The sequence below is a fragment of the Bacillus sp. SRI_025 genome, from assembly GCF_057592095.1.
The window spans coordinates 100139-119523 of sequence record NZ_JBYEGB010000004.1 but is presented as its reverse complement, the minus strand read 5'-3'; the positions used below and the strand labels follow the sequence as shown (position 1 = coordinate 119523).

General features: G+C 43.3%; 19 protein-coding genes. 1 reads left to right on the top strand and 18 read right to left on the bottom strand.

The genetic code is table 11. The features are described from left to right. Window positions 1–82 precede the first annotated feature (82 nt). The 5 genes from recG to AC20OE_RS12880 form a co-directional block, all read right to left on the bottom strand. Entirely contained in the window at window positions 83–2131 is a 2049-nt protein-coding gene (gene recG / locus AC20OE_RS12900) for an ATP-dependent DNA helicase RecG (RefSeq protein ID WP_058837716.1), read from the bottom strand. Next, window positions 2109–3011 carry an L-serine ammonia-lyase, iron-sulfur-dependent, subunit alpha gene (gene sdaAA, locus AC20OE_RS12895; protein ID WP_024424200.1) on the bottom strand — a complete coding sequence of 301 codons (903 nt, stop codon included), beginning with the start codon at window positions 3009–3011 and terminating at the stop codon, window positions 2109–2111. Before sdaAA ends, recG begins: the two co-directional genes overlap by 23 nt. 20 nt (window positions 3012–3031) lie before the next feature. Next, window positions 3032–3694 (bottom strand): L-serine ammonia-lyase, iron-sulfur-dependent subunit beta, encoded by a 663-nt coding sequence (gene sdaAB, locus AC20OE_RS12890; RefSeq protein WP_024424201.1) that lies wholly within the window; start codon window positions 3692–3694, stop codon window positions 3032–3034. A gap of 148 nt (window positions 3695–3842) precedes the next feature. Continuing rightward, on the bottom strand, window positions 3843–5516 hold the full coding sequence (locus tag AC20OE_RS12885; RefSeq protein ID WP_059375070.1) for a DAK2 domain-containing protein: 1674 nt from the start codon (window positions 5514–5516) through the stop codon (window positions 3843–3845). Window positions 5517–5531: 15 nt separating this feature from the next. Then, window positions 5532–5894: an Asp23/Gls24 family envelope stress response protein gene (locus AC20OE_RS12880; RefSeq protein WP_008344871.1), complete on the bottom strand. Its 363-nt coding sequence runs from the start codon at window positions 5892–5894 to the stop codon at window positions 5532–5534. Window positions 5895–6165: 271 nt separating this feature from the next. Between AC20OE_RS12880 and rpmB the strand changes: the two genes are divergently transcribed. Beyond that, window positions 6166–6354 carry a 50S ribosomal protein L28 gene (rpmB, locus tag AC20OE_RS12875; RefSeq protein WP_003212514.1) on the top strand — a complete coding sequence of 63 codons (189 nt, stop codon included), beginning with the start codon at window positions 6166–6168 and terminating at the stop codon, window positions 6352–6354. Between the two features lie 69 nt (window positions 6355–6423). Here rpmB and spoVM read toward each other — a convergent pair whose 3' ends face one another. The 13 genes from spoVM to rpoZ all read right to left on the bottom strand — a co-directional run bounded on the left by spoVM (window position 6424) and on the right by rpoZ (window position 19383). Further along, entirely contained in the window at window positions 6424–6504 is an 81-nt protein-coding gene (spoVM, locus tag AC20OE_RS12870; protein ID WP_008354550.1) for a stage V sporulation protein SpoVM, read from the bottom strand. Window positions 6505–6575: 71 nt separating this feature from the next. Further along, entirely contained in the window at window positions 6576–7220 is a 645-nt protein-coding gene (locus AC20OE_RS12865) for a thiamine diphosphokinase (RefSeq protein ID WP_058837717.1), read from the bottom strand. A 60-nt stretch (window positions 7221–7280) separates the two neighbouring features. Beyond that, entirely contained in the window at window positions 7281–7931 is a 651-nt protein-coding gene (gene rpe, locus AC20OE_RS12860) for a ribulose-phosphate 3-epimerase (protein ID WP_058837718.1), read from the bottom strand. 3 nt (window positions 7932–7934) lie between these two features. Continuing rightward, window positions 7935–8831: a ribosome small subunit-dependent GTPase A gene (rsgA, locus tag AC20OE_RS12855; RefSeq protein WP_058837719.1), complete on the bottom strand. Its 897-nt coding sequence runs from the start codon at window positions 8829–8831 to the stop codon at window positions 7935–7937. A 12-nt stretch (window positions 8832–8843) separates the two neighbouring features. Then, complete coding sequence (gene pknB, locus AC20OE_RS12850) at window positions 8844–10799, bottom strand: Stk1 family PASTA domain-containing Ser/Thr kinase (RefSeq protein ID WP_059375066.1); 1956 nt, start codon at window positions 10797–10799, stop codon at window positions 8844–8846. Then, window positions 10793–11563: a Stp1/IreP family PP2C-type Ser/Thr phosphatase gene (locus AC20OE_RS12845; RefSeq protein WP_029706534.1), complete on the bottom strand. Its 771-nt coding sequence runs from the start codon at window positions 11561–11563 to the stop codon at window positions 10793–10795. Before AC20OE_RS12845 ends, pknB begins: the two co-directional genes overlap by 7 nt. Window positions 11564–11566: 3 nt before the next feature. Then, window positions 11567–12649, bottom strand: a complete 1083-nt coding sequence (rlmN, locus tag AC20OE_RS12840) for a dual-specificity RNA methyltransferase RlmN (RefSeq protein ID WP_024424208.1) — start codon at window positions 12647–12649, stop codon at window positions 11567–11569. A 3-nt stretch (window positions 12650–12652) separates the two neighbouring features. Further along, window positions 12653–13996: a 16S rRNA (cytosine(967)-C(5))-methyltransferase RsmB gene (gene rsmB, locus AC20OE_RS12835; RefSeq protein WP_058837721.1), complete on the bottom strand. Its 1344-nt coding sequence runs from the start codon at window positions 13994–13996 to the stop codon at window positions 12653–12655. After that, the gene (gene fmt, locus AC20OE_RS12830; RefSeq protein WP_059375060.1) at window positions 13983–14936 is read right to left on the bottom strand and encodes a methionyl-tRNA formyltransferase; all 954 of its coding nucleotides are present in this window, start codon (window positions 14934–14936) and stop codon (window positions 13983–13985) included. Before fmt ends, rsmB begins: the two co-directional genes overlap by 14 nt. Before the next feature lie 5 nt (window positions 14937–14941). Next, window positions 14942–15424: a peptide deformylase gene (gene def, locus AC20OE_RS12825; protein WP_039178446.1), complete on the bottom strand. Its 483-nt coding sequence runs from the start codon at window positions 15422–15424 to the stop codon at window positions 14942–14944. Between the two features lie 15 nt (window positions 15425–15439). Continuing rightward, window positions 15440–17848, bottom strand: coding sequence for a primosomal protein N' (priA, locus tag AC20OE_RS12820; protein WP_099663246.1), 2409 nt, complete (start codon window positions 17846–17848; stop codon window positions 15440–15442). After that, window positions 17845–19062 carry a bifunctional phosphopantothenoylcysteine decarboxylase/phosphopantothenate--cysteine ligase CoaBC gene (gene coaBC, locus AC20OE_RS12815; RefSeq protein ID WP_059375053.1) on the bottom strand — a complete coding sequence of 406 codons (1218 nt, stop codon included), beginning with the start codon at window positions 19060–19062 and terminating at the stop codon, window positions 17845–17847. The genes priA and coaBC overlap by 4 nt, the downstream gene beginning before the upstream one ends. Window positions 19063–19179: 117 nt before the next feature. Further along, window positions 19180–19383: a DNA-directed RNA polymerase subunit omega gene (gene rpoZ / locus AC20OE_RS12810; protein ID WP_003211647.1), complete on the bottom strand. Its 204-nt coding sequence runs from the start codon at window positions 19381–19383 to the stop codon at window positions 19180–19182. Window positions 19384–19385: the final 2 nt, after the last annotated feature.

Here is a 19385-nt window from a genome sequence, read left to right as displayed (position 1 = left end):
GGTACTAATAGTAGTATATAATCTCATAGATGATAAATCAATCCTTGTTTCAAAAAGACAAGAAAATTCCTCCAGCGTTTGATCAGCTTAATTTATCTCCTCCCAGCACACCGCTGTCTATCAGCGTTTGCCGGAGTTCTTTGTATTCGGGATCAGTCCAAAAGACGTCCGATTGGACAAGGTCTGCCGCATCTTTTCTAGCCGTTTCCAGCGCTCTATAGTCGTGAACCATATCTGCTACCTTAAATTCGGGCATACCGCTCTGTTTTTTACCGAAGAAGTCGCCGGGTCCTCTTAGTTCTAAGTCCTTTTCAGACAGCTCAAAGCCATCGGTTGTTTCGGACATGATCCGCATCCGCTCTTTTCCCGTTTCTGACTTTGGATCAGCCATTAAAATACAAAATGATTGATGCTCTCCTCGGCCGACCCGCCCTCTTAGCTGATGAAGCTGAGACAATCCGAAGCGGTCTGCATCATAAATAACCATGATGGTTGCATTCGGCACGTTGACCCCGACTTCAACGACTGTGGTCGAAACGAGAATTTGCACTTCATTTGCGGTAAAGGCTCTCATGACCTGATCTTTTTCATCACTTGCCAGCTTCCCATGCATTAAGCCAATCGACCACTTACCGCGGTATGCTTCAGTCAGCATGCTATGGACATCAAGCGCATTTTGGACATCCAGCTTGTCTGATTCTTCAATGAGCGGACAAATAATATATGCCTGTCTGCCTTTTCTCAGCTCTTTATCCACAAAAGCAAGAATTCTCTCAAGCATGTCATGCTTCACCCAATACGTTTCGATTTGTTTTCTGCCAGCTGGCAATTCATCAATGACGGATACGTCCATTTCTCCAAAGACAGTGATCGCAAGTGTTCGCGGAATAGGTGTAGCAGTCATAAACAAGACATCCGGATCCTGCCCTTTACTTCGCAGTTTTTTCCGCTGCTCTACGCCAAACCGGTGCTGCTCATCTGTGATGACTAGACCGAGCTGCTGAAATTCGACTTCGTCTTGAATGAGTGCGTGCGTGCCGACTAAAATGTCAATCTCACCTTCTTTTAGACGTTCCAGCAATTCTCTGCGGCGCTTTCCTTTCACAGAGCTTGTCAAAAGGGCGATATTCAGTCCCCATTTTTCAAACAGCTGGTAAAGCGAATCCGCATGCTGTTCTGCCAAAATTTCTGTTGGGACCATTAATGCACCTTGAAAACCTGATAAATGAGCGGCATAAAGCGCAATGGCTGCAACAGCTGTTTTCCCTGAACCTACATCTCCTTGGAGCAGCCGGTTCATTCGATATGGAGACGCCATGTCTGACATGATTTCATCAAGCACTCTTGATTGTGCCTTTGTCAGTGGAAATGGCAGACTGTGAACAAACTCAAAAACAGCTTCTTTGGAAAACGGATGCTGGATGCCTGATGTTCTCTCTCGTTCTTTCTTTCTAATCGCCTGCATCTTCAGCTGAAAGATGAGAAATTCCTCGTACACAAAACGTCGTCTTGCTTGCTTGAGCGAGTCTCTTGTCTCTGGGAGATGAATGGTTTTTAACGCTTCCTGATAGGACATGAGCTTATAAGCAGAGACAAGCTGCTTTGGCAATGGATCTTCAGCTTTGTCTGCATAAAGTGACAAAGCTTGTTTCACAAAGCGTCTCATCATTTTCACGGTCACATTTTCTTTTACTGAATAAACGGGTTCTATACTGCCATCTTGCTCGTGTGTCCCTTTTTTAAATTCCTGTACCATGATAGATTGGCGGTTTTTATCCCATTTTCCTGTGACGGAAACTGTATCACCTAACACAAGGTTTCGTTTTAAATATGGACGATTGAAACAAATCGCTGTAATGAGAAAACGCCCGACAAGCAGCCTGAATGTCAGCCTGCTTCGTTTTTTTCCATAATAGGTGAGAACGGGCTCACTATGTACTTTCCCTTCAACTGTGACACGCTCGTCATGCCTTACTTCTTCTAAGTTACGAAGCTCATAGTCGTCATATCGATAAGGAAAGTAGCCGAGTAAATCGGCTACTGTGTAGATTCCAAGTTCATTGAGTGTTTTTTCGGTTTCCTCTCCAATCCCCTTCAGGACAGAGACATTATCTTGCAGTTTCTGTATCACGAGATGAGGTCACACCTCCGAAAATCTTCTTTTCAAGCTCTCTTGCTGTCGGTGTCGCAGCGAGTCCGCCTTGGGCTGTTTCGCGAAGAGCTGTTGGCATCGTTTGACCGATTTTGTACATCGCATCAATGACTTCATCACAAGGAATGCGGCTTGTGATGCCGGCAAGCGCCATGTCTGCTGCGATCATGGCGTTAGATGCACCCATTGCGTTTCGTTTCACGCAAGGTACCTCGACAAGTCCCGCTACTGGATCGCAAACAAGTCCAAGCATATTTTTCAGTGTAATCGCCATTGCTTCTGCAGATTGCTGCGGTGTACCGCCTGCCATCTCGACAATCGCTGCTGCCGCCATACCTGATGCAGAACCTACCTCTGCCTGACAGCCGCCTGCTGCACCAGAAATGCTGGCGTTATTCGCCACAACAAAACCAAATGCACCAGAAGTAAACAGGAATCTGACCATTTGTTCCTTTGTTGGCTTTAATGTTTCTTTCACTGCAAATAACGTACCTGGTACAACACCTGCTGAGCCTGCTGTAGGCGTTGCACAAATGGTTCCCATTGCGGCATTGACTTCATTTGTTGCAACAGCCTTACTAACAGCATCTAATATCGTATGACCAGACAGCGTTTTGCCTGATGCGATATAGGCTTGAAGTTTGACTGCATCTCCGCCTGTTAACCCTGATAATGATTTCACACCCTTCAGCCCGTTTTCAACAGCCTGCTCCATCACTTCTAGGTTGCGGTACATCTGGGAGAAAATTTCTTCACGTGACTTCCCTGTCACTTCCATTTCTTGCACAATCATAATTTCTGAAATGGAGGTATTCCGTTCTTCTGTTAGCTGCACGAGTTCTTTGACGTTTTTAAACATCATTCATAACCTCCTTGTTGTTACTCTGCAATTTGTGTGACTTGAATAATGTTTGGCAATGTTTCAAGCTCTGATAGGACCGCTGGGTCAATATTTTGATCTACTTCAATCGTCATCAGTGCCTCTTGCCCGACATCTTTACGTGCCACTTCCATATGACCGATGTTGATGGCGAATTTCGCTAAGACATTGGCAACTGCCGCAATCGTCCCGTAGCGATCGTTATGAACCACAAGAATGGCAGGATGATTCCCTGAAAGCCTGAGCTCAAAGCCATTTAATTCTGTGATTTCAATTTTACCTCCGCCGATAGAAATGCCAATTAATTCAAGGCTTCCGTTCGCATCTGAAATCTCTACTTTTGCTGTATTTGGATGCGCCGGCACTGCCTCTTCTTCTTTAAATTCAATATCGATCTCTTTGCTTTTAGCAATATCGATCGCTGTTTTGATTCGTTCATCAAATGTATCAAAATCAAGAACACCGCCGATAATGGCGACATCTGTACCGTGTCCTTTATACGTATCTTTAAAGGAACCATAAAATGAAACGACAATTCGTTTCGGCTCTCTTCCAAATAAGCTGCGAGCTACTCTCCCGATACGAGCCGCACCCGCTGTGTGCGAACTTGATGGCCCAATCATGACAGGTCCAATAATATCAAACACACTTCTAAATTTCATAGGTCTTCCCCTCTCATCACCACTCACGTATGGTTTGGTTCTTTCTTTAGACTAATGGATTCATTCGTTTCCCGCAACTCATTTCACCGTGGAATGGCTAGTAAAAAATTGCAAAAGAAGAAGAAGGGCTTTATTTGCCCTTCTTTCGTTATTCAACCGCCAAAATATATGAATAAAGCGGCTGTTTTCCATCGTGGACTTCAACTTCTACATCTTCAAATGTTTCTTCAATAAAGGCTTGTAACGCATCCAGCTCATCAGTTGATGCATCTTCCCCTTTAATGATGGTGACAATCTCATCATCTTCTGTCACCATTTTGGCGAGAAGTTCTTTTGCTGCATCTAATTGATTTTTCGATGTTAAGGTGATTTTCCCGTTGAACAGACCCATATAGTCACCTTTCGCAATGTCGATTCCATCAATTTGAGTATCTCTTACTGCAAAGGTAATTTGCCCGCTTTTCACATGGTCAATCGCTTCTAGCATCGCTCTTTCGTTATCTTCATTTGAAGCTGCTTCATTGAGAGAAAGAAGTGCCGACATTCCTTGAGGAACGGTCTTCGTCGGAATGACAACGACCTCACGGTTTGAGACAGTTGCCGCCTGTTTAGCTGCCATGACAATATTAGAATTATTAGGTAAGATAAAGACGGTTTCGGCATGTACGCTTTCTATTGCTGTGACAATGTCTTCTGTGCTCGGATTCATCGTCTGCCCGCCTTCAATGACGACGGAAGCTCCGATGCTTTTGAACAAGTCAGCAATTCCTTCTCCCATTGCGACACTGACGACGCCAAAGCGCTGTTTTTCAGCAGCAGGTGCTTTTGGTGCAGCAGGTGCATGTTCTCTTTCTTCGTTTACGATTGAGCTATGCTGCTCTCTCATGTTTTCAATTTTCATATTAATCAAGCTGCCGTAGCGCTGGGCATATGATAAAACATCTCCCGGCTGCTCTGCATGAATATGAACTTTCGCAAGTGTATCGTCAGACACTACAAGAAGTGAATCTCCGAATTCACTTAAGTCTTCTCTGAAGGCATTCTCATCAAAGGACTGTTTGTCTTCTTCAAATTTCACCATAAATTCAGTACAATAGCCAAATTCGATATCTTCTGTGTTCATATGGCTTTGCGCACTTTTATGATGCTCTGCACTGACAAGTTCTTTTAGCGTCGGTAAAGAAGCCGCTTTAGGAGGAAGCTCTTCTCCTCTTAATGAAGCAAGGAAACCTTCATATACGCATAGAAGTCCTTTACCTCCACTATCGACAACACCCACTTCTTTTAAGACAGGAAGCAGATCTGGCGTTCGATCAAGTGATGCTCTTGCTTCCTCAATCGTCAACTCTAGAACGCGGTCAATTTGATCTTCTGCCGCTGAAACAGCAACCGCTTTCTTTGCTGCATCCTTTGCAACCGTTAAGATGGTTCCTTCAATCGGTTTCATCACGGCTTTATATGCTGTATCAACACCCGCCTGTAAGGCAAGAGCAAATTCTTTTGCATCAATCGTTTCTTTTTGTTCAATATGTTTACTGAAACCTCTAAAGAGCTGTGACAGGATCACGCCTGAGTTTCCTCTTGCGCCCATCAATAACCCTTTCGAGAGAGCCACGCCGACCTTCCCAATATGATCGGTATTTGTTTCTTCAACTGCTTTTGCCCCTGAAGTCATCGACAAATTCATATTTGTCCCCGTGTCTCCGTCTGGCACTGGAAAAACATTTAACGCATCCACAATTTGTGCGTTTTGAGAAAGATGGTGAGCACCTGCAAGAATCATTTTTGCAAATGAGCGGCCATCAAGATTTCTAATAGACAATATATTTCCTCCTTACTACGGGTTCGTAACTTTTACTCCTTGTACATAAATGTTGACCGAGTCAACAGAAAGTCCAATTGTGTGATGAATCGTGTATTTGACTTTCGTTTGAACATTATGTGCGACTTCTGATATTTTTGTACCGTAGCTGACGATGATGTACATATCAATATGAATGCGGTCTTCTTTTTGACGCACAAGAACACCCCGGCTGAAGTTCTCTTTGCGGAGAATATCCGTCAAACCGTCCTTGATTTGATTTTTGGACGCCATGCCAACAATACCATAGCAATCGATCGCAGCGCCTCCTGCCACCATTGCAATGACTTCATTTGATATATCAATTTGTCCGTATTTCGTTCTAAGTTCAATGGACACATTGGTTCCCCCTTTTTGAGAAATTGCCCTGAGTTATCACTATTTTACTATAAGACCCTTCTTTTTAAAAGAAATCATTCAATCCGACCCAATCCTACTTATACTATAGCCTTGATTTTTTATCAAGATGTCAAGGTATTTTTCTTGAAAGAGGAGTAAACAATCCTTGCAAACCCCTTGAAGCTGTGGTAAATTATTAAAGTATCTTGAGGCATCTCTAAGTACGTATATGAAGAATATGATGATGTTTTCGCAGTTAGGAGGGAAACAAATGGCACGTAAATGCGTTATTACAGGCAGAAAAACAAAAGCTGGGAACAACCGTTCTCACGCAATGAACTCTACAAAACGTACATGGGGCGCGAACCTTCAAAAAGTTCGTATTCTAGTGGACGGTAAGCCTAAAAGAGTATATGTATCAGCTCGAGCTTTGAAATCTGGTAAAGTTGAGCGTGTATAAGCAAGAGTAAACGCCTGCTACAATAAACTGTAGCAGGCGTTTTTATGTGGAAATAAAGGAGATTACTCATTAATCTTTTTTAAATGAACCAAGCATCGCACGGACAATGCCGCCAAGAAATCTAGGCAGTTTGATTGTATAAAATTTCATTTTGTCCCCCTCCTAAAAGTACCGCTTGCAGCACAATTGAGCTTAATCAGCCATCCACATTGATAGGTTGGTCAATCTTTGCTTCTTACCATTATTAATATGCCTTCATGAAAAGAAAAAGTACCATTTGAGTGGATGAGTTCGTTACTAATACATAGTGTGGAACCAGGCTCAATATGACAATTTTTCAGAGGATATTTGAAACCTTTTAATGTCAGCTTTTCAACCGATGTACCAAAGGGCAGAAACGACACATATTTTTTATCAGGGTCTTCTTTGATTTCGTATGTACCAGGCCCAAACATTTGAATGATATTTTGTTTATCTACAAGAGTCATGTTCTGCTTGTGCTGAATGCCTTGATATAGAAGGTGAATATTTCCTAGAAAATGATCAGCCCTTCCTCCTGTAATGCCGTAGATGTAAATATGCGCTGGATGCTGGCGCATGGCCCAGTTCAGCGCAAGCTCTAAATCGGTTTCATCCTTTTCAGCCTGAAATACATTCAAGGCAGGCAATTTCTTTTTCAGCTCGCAAAGCTCTTCTTCTGTCACACTGTCAAAATCACCAAAAGCCTTGGCAGGCATGATGCCATGCTCTAGTAAAAAGAGCGTTCCCCGGTCTACACCAACCCAGAGAATATCATCCTGTGATGCTTCATGTTCAAGGGGCGGAATGTATTCAAAAGGACCGCCGGCTACGATATGTATGTGCATGATATACGCTCCTCTCCATGTAAAAAGAACCAAAGATCAGAGTGACTTTGGTTCCTTTTTTTACGCTTCTCGAATGGCCTGAATAGCAGCTGCACGGTTGTCTTTACCGTATACCGCTGAGCCGGCCACAAGTAAATTAGCGCCCGCCTCTTTACAGCTCTTTGCAGTCTCTACATTGACACCGCCGTCTATTTCTATGAGTAAGTCTGATAAGCCCTTTTGTTTACTAAGGGACTTCACTTCTTTTACCTTCGTGAGGACAGAAGGAATAAACGCCTGTCCGCCAAAACCAGGATTCACCGTCATGAATAAGACAAGGTCTACATCCTCTAATACATGCTCAATCTGAGAAACAGGTGTGTGCGGGTTCAAGACGACACCTGCTTTTACACCTTGTTCTTTTATGTGCTGTATCGTTCGGTGCAAGTGCGGACAAGCCTCAACATGGACAGAAATAATGTCAGCACCTGCTTTGGCGAATGCAGGAATATACCGGTCTGGCTGCTCAATCATTAAGTGAACATCAAGCGGCAGCTTTGTATGCGGTCTGATTGCTTCCACAACATTCGGCCCAAATGTGATATTCGGTACAAAATGGCCGTCCATCACATCGATATGAATGTAATCCGCTCCGCCTTGTTCCACATCACGGATATCTTTCTCCAAATTGGCGAAATCTGCTGATAAAATGGAAGGGGCAATATAAACCATGATTTAGTACCTCGGCTTTCTGTCTTTGATTTCAGTTAAAAACTCTAAATAATGCTGATAGCGATACTCTTTGATTTGCTCTTGTTCGACCGCATCTTTTACCGCACAGCCTGGCTCTTTCACGTGCAGGCAGCCTCTAAACTTACAATCTGCACTCCGCTCTTTGATTTCTAAAAAGTAAAGACCTAAATCTTCCGCTTCGATGCCGGTAAATTCAAGTGAGCTAAAGCCAGGTGTATCTGCAATAAGCCCTTCTGCTGTACGAATGAGTTCGACATGTCTAGTCGTATGCTTCCCTCTTCCAAGATGGGAGGAAATATCATTGGTTTTCAGCGCCAGATCAGGACTCATCGCATTTAAAAGGGAGGACTTGCCTACACCAGACTGACCAGCAAATACAGTGATCTTATTGTGAAAATGCGGGGTCAGCTTTTCAATTCCGTCTCCCTCGATCGTGGATGTTAAATGAACATCATATCCAATTTGCCGATAGTCCTCTGCATAGCCTTGAATACTTTCACGCTCTTCATCTGTTTTCAATAAATCCACTTTTGTGATACAGATAATCGGCTCAATATCATTTGCTTCTACAAGCACTAGAAATCTGTCTAAAAGCGATGTGCTGAAGGTTGGTTCTGTCGCAGAGAAAACGAGCACCGCTTGATCGACGTTACTAATAGGCGGACGAACAAGTTCATTTGTCCGCTCTTTTACTTCTAATAAGTAGCCTTCTTTATCGTTGTCTGCTTGATACACAACATAATCTCCAACAAGAGGTGTGATTTTGTTTTTACGAAAAATGCCTCTTGCTCTGCACTGAATCACTTTTCCACTTTCTAAAGACTCATCAAGCACATAATAAAATCCGCTTAATGCTTTAATAATTTTGCCCTCAGGCATAAAGTCCCTCCTTTATTCATCTTCAGGGTATTCAATTGTTTTAGAGCTTACGACTTTATCATCAACCGTCACTTGATAGTATCCTTTTTGACCTGGTTCAATCTTAAATTTAATGGTCCGTTCGGTTGGTGCAGTGATGTTAAAGGTTTCATATGAATCAGAAATGCTATGCTCAGCATCGTCAATGGAAATCTGAACGGTCATCTCTTGCCCTTCTGTTACTGGTTCATACGGGATGGCAATCTTCTCAGTCACTGTTTTAGCCGGTTTTTTCTTCGGTCCGAGTGAGAAGGTGATCTTAACCGTATCACCTGGTTTCACAGCAGTACCAGCTCCTGGCTCCTGTTTCATCACTTCACCTTTTGGCACATCATCAGAATACGCTTCTTTTTCATCAAGCTTTAATCCGTTATCCTCTAAATAATTCGATGCAGCCTGTTTACTATATGTCGTTAAATCCCGCAAAGTAATATCGGCAGGACCTATGCTGACCGTCAACGTCACTTCTTCATCTGCTGCCACAAGCTCAGTACTCGCTGAAGGTTTCTGTTCCATGACAATCCCAGATTCGGTGTCATTATCATTTACTTCCTCCACAACAACTTGCTTAAACCCTTTTTTCGCTAATAATTCTTTTGCTTTATCGACCTTTTCACCTGTTACATCAGGTAATTCGGTCTTTTCCTTGCCCGTACTTTGGTAAAGCTGAATCTCGGTTCCTTCTTTTACCTTTGTGCCGATTTTCGGGTCTGTTTTGACGACAAGCCCTTTTTCAATTTTTTCATCAGCGATCTCAATTGGATCAGAGGCGACGGTAAAGCCGGCGTTCTTCAAGGTGTCCTCGGCTTTATCAATCGTCATGCCAGATACATCAGTGACCTCCACATCTTTTGGAAAAAGCAGTCCCGGAAACACAGTGATGGCTAAAATAGTCGCAGCAGTCAGAATAAATAGGATGGATGCCACAATCCAAGGCCATTTTTTCCGTTTCTTTTTCGTCTTTTGTTTCTCTTTTTTCTTCGGTTTTTGCACTGGATGGACAGCTGTTTTTTCATTGTCTTGATCGACTTGATGATCTTGAATGATTGGGATCGCTTTCGTTGCTTCATGATCTTCTTCGATCACAAAGCGTTTTTCTTTTAGCCTTGAAGGGTCGAAAGCAGTTTGTAAATCTTTTTGCATTTCAGATGCATCTTCATATCGATAAAAAGGATCTTTGGCCATCGCCTTTAAAATGATGTTTTCCACGCTTTGTGGAACAGAAGGATTCCACCTTCTCACAGATGGCGGCTCTGATTGCAAATGCTTCAGCGCAACACTGACAGCTGATTCCCCTTCAAATGGCATGCGGCCAGAAATGAGTTCATAGAGCACAATGCCAAGTGAATAGATGTCTGATTTTTTCGTCGCAAGACCTCCGCGTGCTTGTTCTGGAGACAAATAGTGCACGGATCCTAGGACCGAATTTGTGTGGGTGATGGTCGCTGAGCTGAGTGCTATGGCAATCCCGAAATCAGTGACTTTAATATTCCCCATGTTGTCTATTAATATATTGTGAGGCTTAATGTCCCGGTGGACGAGCTGTTTCGCATGGGCTTCTTCCATCGCCGCAACGACTTGCTCCATAATGCGAACGGCTTCTTTCGGATGAAGCGGGCCATTGGCGTGTATGTATTCTTTTAGCGTCATCCCCTCGACATATTCCATGACAATATAATAAATGTCATCTTCTTCCCCTACATCGTAGATGCTGACAATATTTGAATGATCTAAGCTTGCGGCTGATTGCGCCTCGCGCCGGAAACGTCTAATAAAATCATCATCGCTTGCAAAGTCAAAGCGCAAAATTTTAATCGCGACTTCGCGATCTAAAATCATATCCTCCGCCAAATAAACGTTTGCCATTCCGCCTCCGCCTATGACGCGAAGAATCTGATAACGGCCGCTGATCCGTTTTCCGATCAACACTTGCTGTCACCCTCCTCTGGCTGGGAGGAGATTTCTAACAATACTGCTGTAATGTTATCTTCACCGCCGTTGTCATTCGCTGTTTGGATTAATGCTGTTACTTTTTCATCTGGTGCGGTCGTTTGGTTTAAAATATGAATCAAATTCTCTTCTTCTACTTTATTTGATAATCCATCTGAGCAAAGCAGGATTTGATCTCCTGGGTCCACTTCAAAAGTATGTGCATCGATTTGAACGTGTTTATCTGTTCCCAATGCTTTTGTAAGCACATTTTTTCTTGGATGATATTCTGCATCCTCTTTAGAAATTTCACCTGTTTTCACAAGCTCATTTACAAGTGAATGGTCATCTGTTAGCTGGGTCAGTGCTCCTTCTCTTAGCAAGTAGCAGCGGCTGTCTCCAATATGGGCAATTGTGACCGTTTGCAAATGAACGAGCGCACAAACAATGGTTGTCCCCATTCCTTGGCACTCCTCATTGTTTTTCGCATGTTCATATACTTGATCATTAATGTCACTAATTTTTGAGATTAACCAGCTTTCTTGCTCTGCTGGTTTTGCTGGGATTGAAGATGTTTCTTCCCAGTATTCTTTTAAAGAAGAGACGGCCATCCTGCTGGCGACATCACCAGCAAGATGACCTCCCATTCCATCAGCTACAACAGCTAGAAGGGTGTCTTCTTTTGCTTCAAAAATACCTGCATCATCTTCATTATGCTGACGGACTTTTCCTGTATCGGTTTGAAAGGCTGCCCTTATCAACATTCGTCACCTCGTCTCTTCCTGACGCTCCTTCGCTCTTAGCTGACCGCAAGCAGCATCAATATCATGGCCTTGCTCTCGTCTAATCGTTACGTTTACGCCGCGTTCTTTCAGCGTTTTTTCAAATAGGAAGATTTGTTCTCTCGGTGTTCTTACATAATCCCTTTCCGGTACATAGTTCACCGGAATGAGGTTCACGTGGCACTTGATTCCTTTTAATAAGTCTGCAAGCTCTTCTGCATGATGAACTTGATCATTTACTCCGCCAAACAGGCCGTATTCAAAGCTGACACGTCTTCCTGTTTTTTGAATGTAGTATTCAATGGCTTCCATTAATTTCGGCAGCTTATATGCCTTATTGATCGGCATTAGACGGCTTCTGATTTCTGTGTTTGGTGCATGCAGGGAGACAGCAAAATTGATTTGCATTTGCTCATCAGCGAATTGATAGATCTTTGGAATGATTCCGCTTGTCGACACTGTAATATGACGCGCGCCAATATTTAAGCCGTTGTCATGGTTGATGATTTTAAGGAAAGCAAGCATTTCGTCAAAGTTATCAAATGGTTCTCCAATTCCCATGATAACAACCGAGCTGACTCTCTCATCTGTTTCGTCAAGTGCCTGTTGCACTTTCAATACTTGAGCAACGATTTCTCCTGCTTCAAGGTTTCGTTTTAACCCGCCAAGTGTAGATGCACAGAATGTACAGCCAATTCGGCAGCCAACCTGAGTTGTAACACAGACAGAGTTTCCGTATTCGTGGCGCATCAACACTGTTTCAATGGTATAACCATCATGTAATTCAAATAAAAACTTGATCGTTCCGTCTTGAGACGTTTGTTTGATCACGGTTTTTAATGTGGTGATCGCAAATTGATTTTTTAATTTTTCTCTTAAATCCTTTGAAAGGTTAGACATATCGTCAAAGGATGTCACACGTTTCTCATAAAGCCACTCGAAAATTTGAGCTGCGCGGAAAGGCTTTTCGCCTTGTTCTTTTAACCATTCTTTCATTTCGTGAAGCTCAAATGAGTAGATCGACGGCATTTCTGTCTTCAGTTCTTTTCTTACTTTTTGTTCTGTCATTTTTTATCCCTTCTTTCTCATGCTGCAAATAAAGAAACCATCTGTTCCGAAATAATGAGGAAGAATTTGTACACTTCCGTTTTGAACAAACGGAGCAACCTGCTCAGGCAGCCGTTCATTAAGAGATAGATCGGGTTCGAAGTCTTGGTGTTCTTGTAAAAACGCATGAATCACTTGTTGATTTTCTGTTGGATCCATTGTACATGTACTGTATACAAGGGTTCCGCCCGGTTTTAAAAGCGGGGCCGCTTCCTTTAAAATGGCCTGCTGGATAGCTGCAAGCCTTGCTGAGTCTTCTTGTGACTTTGTATATTTCATATCTGGTTTTCGTCTAATGACGCCAAAACCGGAACACGGCGCATCAATGAGAATACGGTCAAACGAAGCTTCGCTGTAATAGTCTGCCGCTTTCCTTGCATCAAGTGCTTTTGCCTCAATGTGAGTAAGGTTCAGACGTTTTGCTGCTTGTTTGATGAGTTTCACTTTATGTTCATGTAAGTCGAGTGAAACAATTTTCCCCTCATCATTCATACGTTCTGCAATATGAGTTGATTTTCCGCCAGGAGCCGCACAGGCGTCAAGCACCGTTTCTCCTGGCTGAGGGTCAAGCGCTCTTGCAACAAGCATCGAGCTTTCATCTTGAATCGTAACATAGCCTTCTTGAAAAGAAGGGGTTGAGACGATGGACCCTTTCATGAGCTTAAGTGCATCTTCAGATAAGTCGCCAAGCTCCGTTTCGATGCCTGCATCCATTAGTTTTTGCTGCAGTGCCGTCCGGTCAGTTTTCATTCGGTTGACGCGAAGGGTTTGCTTTGGCGGGACTAAATGAATGCGGCACATGTTTTCTGCCGCTTCAAATCCGTACGCCTGAACCCATTCCTGCACAAGCCATAATGGGTGGCTTGTCTCAATGGACAGCCGCTTTACTGGATCTTTGATCACATCAAATGACGGAATGCCTTCTCTTTGTACGGAACGAAGAACACCGTTCACAAGTGAAGAAATGCCTTTGTGCCCGCGCTTTTTCGTTAGCTCGACAGCTTCATGAATGGCTGCACGATCTGGGATTTTTTCAAGGTACACCATTTGATAAAGTGACATCCGTAAAAGCTGCATCACCCACGGAGCCACCTTTTGCGGTTTTTTCACAAAGGGCGCAAGCATATAATCTAATGCCAGCTTATTTTGCAGTGTACCATACACAAGCTCTGTTAACAGCGGTTTGTCTTGATCAGCTAAGTCTTTATCTTTCATGACTGACTGCAAAAGCAAATTACTGTAAGCTTGGTTTTGTTCGAGTTTGATTAAAGCGTCCAGCGCTACTTCTCTCACATTACTTTTCTTCATTCATTAACCCTAATTTCTGCCCAATTTCGATATTTGCGCCTCTTAAGAAGTCTTCGCCGCTCATTTTTTTCTTACCAGCTGGCTGCACACCTGTTAACAAGAGGCCTTGCTTATTACCCGTTCCAATGACCGGACCTTCTTTTTGAAGCTCAATCACTTTCCCAGGTTCTTCTTGCGCTTGTAGCGGAACCTTTTTCGCTTCCCATACTTTTAGATGAGCGCCGTTCCATTCAGTATAGGCAACTGGCCATGGATTTAGCCCGCGAACTTGGTTGTAAAGCTCTTCACCGGTTTTTGTCCAGTCTAACCTTTCTTGCTCCCGCTTAATATTTGGTGCGTATGTGGCCGCTTCTTCATTTTGCGGAATCGGAGAAATAGACCCGCTCAGAACATTTGGCACCGTATCTTTTAGAAGTGCGGCACCAGCTGTACTTAATTTGTCATGCAGTGTTCCAACATTGTCTAATTCATCGATTTCCACTTCTACTTTACTGATCATGTCACCTGCATCGAGCCTTTCCACCATGTACATGATCGTAACGCCTGTTTTCTTTTTGCCTTGAAGGATCGCATAATGAATCGGCGCGCCGCCTCTTAGTTCTGGCAGGAGCGAGGCATGAACATTGATACAGCCAAACTTAGGTTCATCGAGTAACCGTTTAGGTAGAATTTGTCCAAATGCCGCTGTGACGATTAAATCCGGCTCTAATGCAAGCACTTTATCAATTTCTTCATCTAGGCGTACCTTTTCAGGCTGCAACACAGGAATGCCGTGTTTTAAGGCTTCCACTTTCACAGGAGGCGGTGTGAGCACTCGCTTTCTTCCTTTCGGGCGGTCTGGCTGCGTGACGACCCCTACCACTTCGTATCCTTCTGTTATCAGTGTTTGCAGCACAGGTACTGAGAAATCAGGGGTTCCCATAAATACGATACGTGCCATTTTCTTCACCCTTCCATTTCCGCAAGTTCTTTTTCTGTATAGGTTTCAATGATTTTTGACGTAAATAAAATGCCGTCTAAATGATCAATTTCGTGCAATAAAGCTCTTGCTAAAAATCCATCTGCTTCTATTGTAAATGGTTTGCCTTTCTTATCAAAGGCTTTTACCTTCACATAGTTCGGTCTCTCTACAGTACCGTATAAAGATGGAAAGCTCAGGCAGCCTTCAATATCTGTTTGGCTTCCTTCAACTTCAAGCACCTCGGGGTTCACTAAATCAATTCTGCCAGATTCTTCTCCAATATCTACAACAGCGATTCTTTTTGAAACACCGATTTGTGGTGCTGCTAGTCCAACTCCATCCAGCTCAAGCATTGTATCATACATATCATCCAGCAGTTTTTTAAGCTTTTTATCGAACGTATCGACACGCTCTGTCTTTTGTTCAAGCACTTCTGCCGGATGTATGACTATTGGTTTTACTGCCACTTATAGCCCTCCGTTTTACATCATCATATATGGATTCATATCTATTGAAATCATCAATTGTTTTTGTTCCATTTCCTTTTGATAATGGTCTTGTATTTTCCGTAGTAAACTTGCCAGTTCATTTTCCCTTTTGTATTTTATCACGCATTGATAGCGATATCTATCTTTGATCTTAGCGATTGGTGATGCAGCCGGACCAAGGATTCGAGTATTCGGTGCACAATTCATTTTTAGGAACTGGACAATTTGATCAGTCACATGTGCTGCCTTCGTCACTTCTTCGTGTGACACTGTCACCATCGCCAAAAAGTAATACGGCGGATAGGACTGGTGGCGGCGATGCAGCATCTCCTGTTCATAAAAGGCTTCGTAGTCATGCTGCTTCGTTAATTCAATACTATAGTGAGAAGGCGTATACGATTGAATAATGACCGAGCCCGCTTTTTCATGTCGCCCTGCCCTGCCGCTGACCTGCGTGAGAAGCTGAAATGTTTTTTCACTTGAACGGAAATCAGGGATGTGAAGGGATGTATCCGCACTGAGAACACCAACAAGTGTGACATCTGGGAAATCCAGTCCCTTTGCAATCATTTGCGTCCCGAGCAAAATGTCCGCTTCTTTATTGCCAAAAGAGGTAAGAAGCTTTTCATGAGCACCTTTACGAGACGTTGTATCCACATCCATTCGGATGACTCTTGCCTCTGGCAGTACTTTTGTCAGCTCTTCTTCTACACGCTGCGTCCCCGTACCAAAATAGCGAATATGCTCACTGTGGCATTCTGGACATTCAGCAGGTACTGGTGCTTCGTGACCACAATAATGGCACTTCAGCCGTTTTTGATAGCGGTGATAGGTGAGAGAAATTTCGCAATGAGGACATTGCTCTACATATCCACAATCACGGCACATGACAAAGGATGAATAGCCTCTTTTGTTCAGAAATAAAACGGCTTGCTCTTTTCTTTCAAGCACTTCCTTTAACCTGAGCATTAATTCCTCTGAAAACATGGAGCGGTTGCCATTTCTTAGTTCTTCTCTCATATCAATTAACGAAACGTGCGGCAGCTGCTGCTGGTTGACGCGATGTTTGAGCGACAGCAATGTATAGACGCCTTTTTTCGCACGTGCATAGGTTTCAAGTGAAGGTGTTGCACTGCCTAATACGACTGGACATTGATGCCGCCCTGCTCGTTCAATGGCGACATCCTTGGCATGGTAACGAGGCATTTCTTCTTGTTTATAAGAGGATTCGTGCTCTTCATCTATAATAATCATGCCTAGATTTTCAAATGGAGCGAAAACAGCAGATCTTGCGCCAACGACAAGCTTGACTTCCTTGCGATGGATTTTCCGCCATTCATCATATTTTTCTCCTGTCGATAAGCCGCTGTGAAGAACGGCCACATTTGAGCCAAATCGTTCTTTAAATCGCTGCACCATTTGAGGGGTTAACGAGATTTCAGGAACTAAAACGATCGCTTCTTTTCCTTTTTGAAGAACATGATCGATTGTCTGCAAGTAAATCTCCGTTTTGCCGCTTCCTGTCACTCCGTGCAAAAGAAAAGTTTCGTGCTGATCATCACTCACTGCTTGATGAATATGCTTGGCCGCCTCTCTTTGCTCTGGCGTGAGATCTAGTGGAGCAGATGGTGTAAACTCCCGATCACGATAAGGATCTCGATAGATCTCTTCATAGCTTTCTGTTAACAGCCCTTCTTGAATAAAGGTTTTAAGCGTTTGAGAACTTGCGCCTGTTTGCTGCTGCAAGTCTTTCGCTAAAAAGGTTGTCTCTCCCGCTTCAAGCAGATAGGAGATCAGTGCTTTTTGTTTTACCGCATTTTTCTTTAGCTGCTGCTGTTTTTCTGCAAGTTTTTCTTTCGATACAGCCACCTGGAGCATGCGGACCTTTTTCTTTCCAGATTTTTGCGAGACATGGTATCTCACCTCTAGATGACCTTTTTGGACATGCTTTTGAATTTGTTTTAATTGTTCAGCCGGGATGTCAGCATAAAGAATGCTTTCTCGCTGACCGAAAAGCTCTTTCAATGACTGCGGAAGTTCTTCCTCTGAAAGCACTTGAATTTCTTTTTCATACTTTGCCTTCATGGCTGCGGGCAGCATCGATTGAAGTGCCGTGATATGATAGGACAATGTTTTTTCCGTCAGCCAGTGGGAAAGCTCCAATAGCTCATCTGTCAGAACAGGTGATAAATCAAATAAATCGACAATCTCTTTGATGTTTCCTGTCTTGATGTCTGTTTCATCTTTGACTTTTGTCACAAACCCTTGAATCTTCCTCGGGCCAAAAGGAACGACCACCCTCATTCCCGCTTTGACGAGATCTTTGAATCGATCTGGTACACGGTAATCAAATGGCCGGTCAATGGCTTTCGTTGTGACATCTACGATGACTTCAGCAATCATGCTCGATCACGCTCTTCTGGAAGCAGCTGTATTGCCTCCTTTAAAATTTCAAAAGCGAGATCTTTTTTGCTCATCATCGGCAGCTCTTTTTTCGTTCCATCTGCTTTGATCATCGCTGCCACATTGGTATCTGTGCCAAAGCCTGCACCCTCTTTTGTGACGTTATTGGCAACAATCATATCTAAATGCTTGGATTCAATTTTCTTTTTCGCATAATATTCTACATCCTGCGTTTCAGCTGCAAAGCCGACCAGCACTTGATGCTCTTTTCTTTTCCCCAGCTCTTTTAAAATATCTTTTGTCCGGGTGAATTCAATGTCCAGAGCGCCGTCCTGTTTTTTCATTTTATGAGCATAGGTCGTGACAGGGGTGTAATCGGCGACAGCTGCTGATTTAATAACAAGATCAGCTTCCCCATATACCTCTAGCACAGCTTGATACATCTCTTCAGCTGATTCAACGTGCACTACATGTACATGATCAGGTTCAGTTAAAGAAACAGGTCCAGAAATCAGCGTAACATCTGCCCCCATTTGCTGAGCAGCCTCTGCAATCGCATAGCCCATTTTTCCACTAGAACGATTTGTAAAGAACCGGACAGGATCGATGACTTCACGTGTAGGACCTGCTGTCACCACGACTTTCTTTCCTGAGAGCGGTAAGCTTTTTGGCTCTTCAAAAAAAGCACGGATGTGTTCCACAATTTTTTCAGGCTCTTCTAATCGCCCTTTTCCAATGTACCCGCAGGCTAAATAACCTTCACTTGGCTCAATAAAGCGGTAGCCGTCTTCATATAATGTGCGAATGTTCCGTTTCACAGCCGGGTGATCGTACATATGCACATTCATCGCTGGAGCGATCCATACAGGCGCTGTTGAAGCAAGCAAAGTCGTCGTCAGCATATCATCTGCAAGTCCAGCGGCCATTTTACCAATTGTATGTGCTGTTGCAGGGGCAACAAGAATGAGATCGGCCCAGTCAGCTACGTCAATATGCGCAATGACTCTTGGATTGTTTTCTTTGAATGTATCCACATATACCTCATGCCTAGACAGAGCTTGGAAGGTAAGCGGAGACACAAACTCACGAGCAGATTCCGTCATAATCACTCTGACATTTGCGCCTGCTTGTACGAGTTTACTAGTAAGTGCTGCTGCTTTATATACGGCGATTCCTCCGCTGACACCGAGCAAAATATTTTTTGACTGTAACATTTGTTTGTCCCCCTTAACGGCCTTTTTCACAAATTCGTCTACAATTCAAAAAAGTCAAAACCAATCATAGTTTTGACTTTTTTGAACGTATCGTATCTGCATTGCAGAAGCGATGTGTTATTCTTGATCCTCTTTTTCAAATGTCAAAAGACCAGCGTCGATTTCTTCTAGTGCTTTGCCTACAAATTTGTAAGACTTTGTGTTTTCAATCTGCTGATCTTGGTGGATCTGCATTTCACGTGCACGGCGTGCAGACACTGTTACAAGTGTATATTTTGAATCAAGTTTGTTCATCAATGAGTCAATTGAAGGATCTAACATGG

Bases quoted from the DNA above. Each gene is read 5' to 3' on its own strand.
- sdaAA (WP_024424200.1), bottom strand. From the start codon at position 3,011: ATGTTTAAAAACGTCAAAGAACTCGTGCAGCTAACAGAAGAACGGAAT.
- sdaAB (WP_024424201.1), bottom strand. From the start codon at position 3,694: ATGAAATTTAGAAGTGTGTTTGATATTATTGGACCTGTCATGATTGGG.
- rpmB (WP_003212514.1), top strand. From the start codon at position 6,166: ATGGCACGTAAATGCGTTATTACAGGCAGAAAAACAAAAGCTGGGAAC.
- spoVM (WP_008354550.1), bottom strand. From the start codon at position 6,504: ATGAAATTTTATACAATCAAACTGCCTAGATTTCTTGGCGGCATTGTC.
- AC20OE_RS12865 (WP_058837717.1), bottom strand. From the start codon at position 7,220: ATGCACATACATATCGTAGCCGGCGGTCCTTTTGAATACATTCCGCCC.
- rpe (WP_058837718.1), bottom strand. From the start codon at position 7,931: ATGGTTTATATTGCCCCTTCCATTTTATCAGCAGATTTCGCCAATTTG.
- rsgA (WP_058837719.1), bottom strand. From the start codon at position 8,831: ATGCCTGAGGGCAAAATTATTAAAGCATTAAGCGGATTTTATTATGTG.
- AC20OE_RS12845 (WP_029706534.1), bottom strand. From the start codon at position 11,563: ATGTTGATAAGGGCAGCCTTTCAAACCGATACAGGAAAAGTCCGTCAG.
- rlmN (WP_024424208.1), bottom strand. From the start codon at position 12,649: ATGACAGAACAAAAAGTAAGAAAAGAACTGAAGACAGAAATGCCGTCG.
- rsmB (WP_058837721.1), bottom strand. From the start codon at position 13,996: ATGAAGAAAAGTAATGTGAGAGAAGTAGCGCTGGACGCTTTAATCAAA.
- fmt (WP_059375060.1), bottom strand. From the start codon at position 14,936: ATGGCACGTATCGTATTTATGGGAACCCCTGATTTCTCAGTACCTGTG.
- priA (WP_099663246.1), bottom strand. From the start codon at position 17,848: ATGATTGCTGAAGTCATCGTAGATGTCACAACGAAAGCCATTGACCGG.
- coaBC (WP_059375053.1), bottom strand. From the start codon at position 19,062: ATGTTACAGTCAAAAAATATTTTGCTCGGTGTCAGCGGAGGAATCGCC.
- rpoZ (WP_003211647.1), bottom strand. From the start codon at position 19,383: ATGTTAGATCCTTCAATTGACTCATTGATGAACAAACTTGATTCAAAA.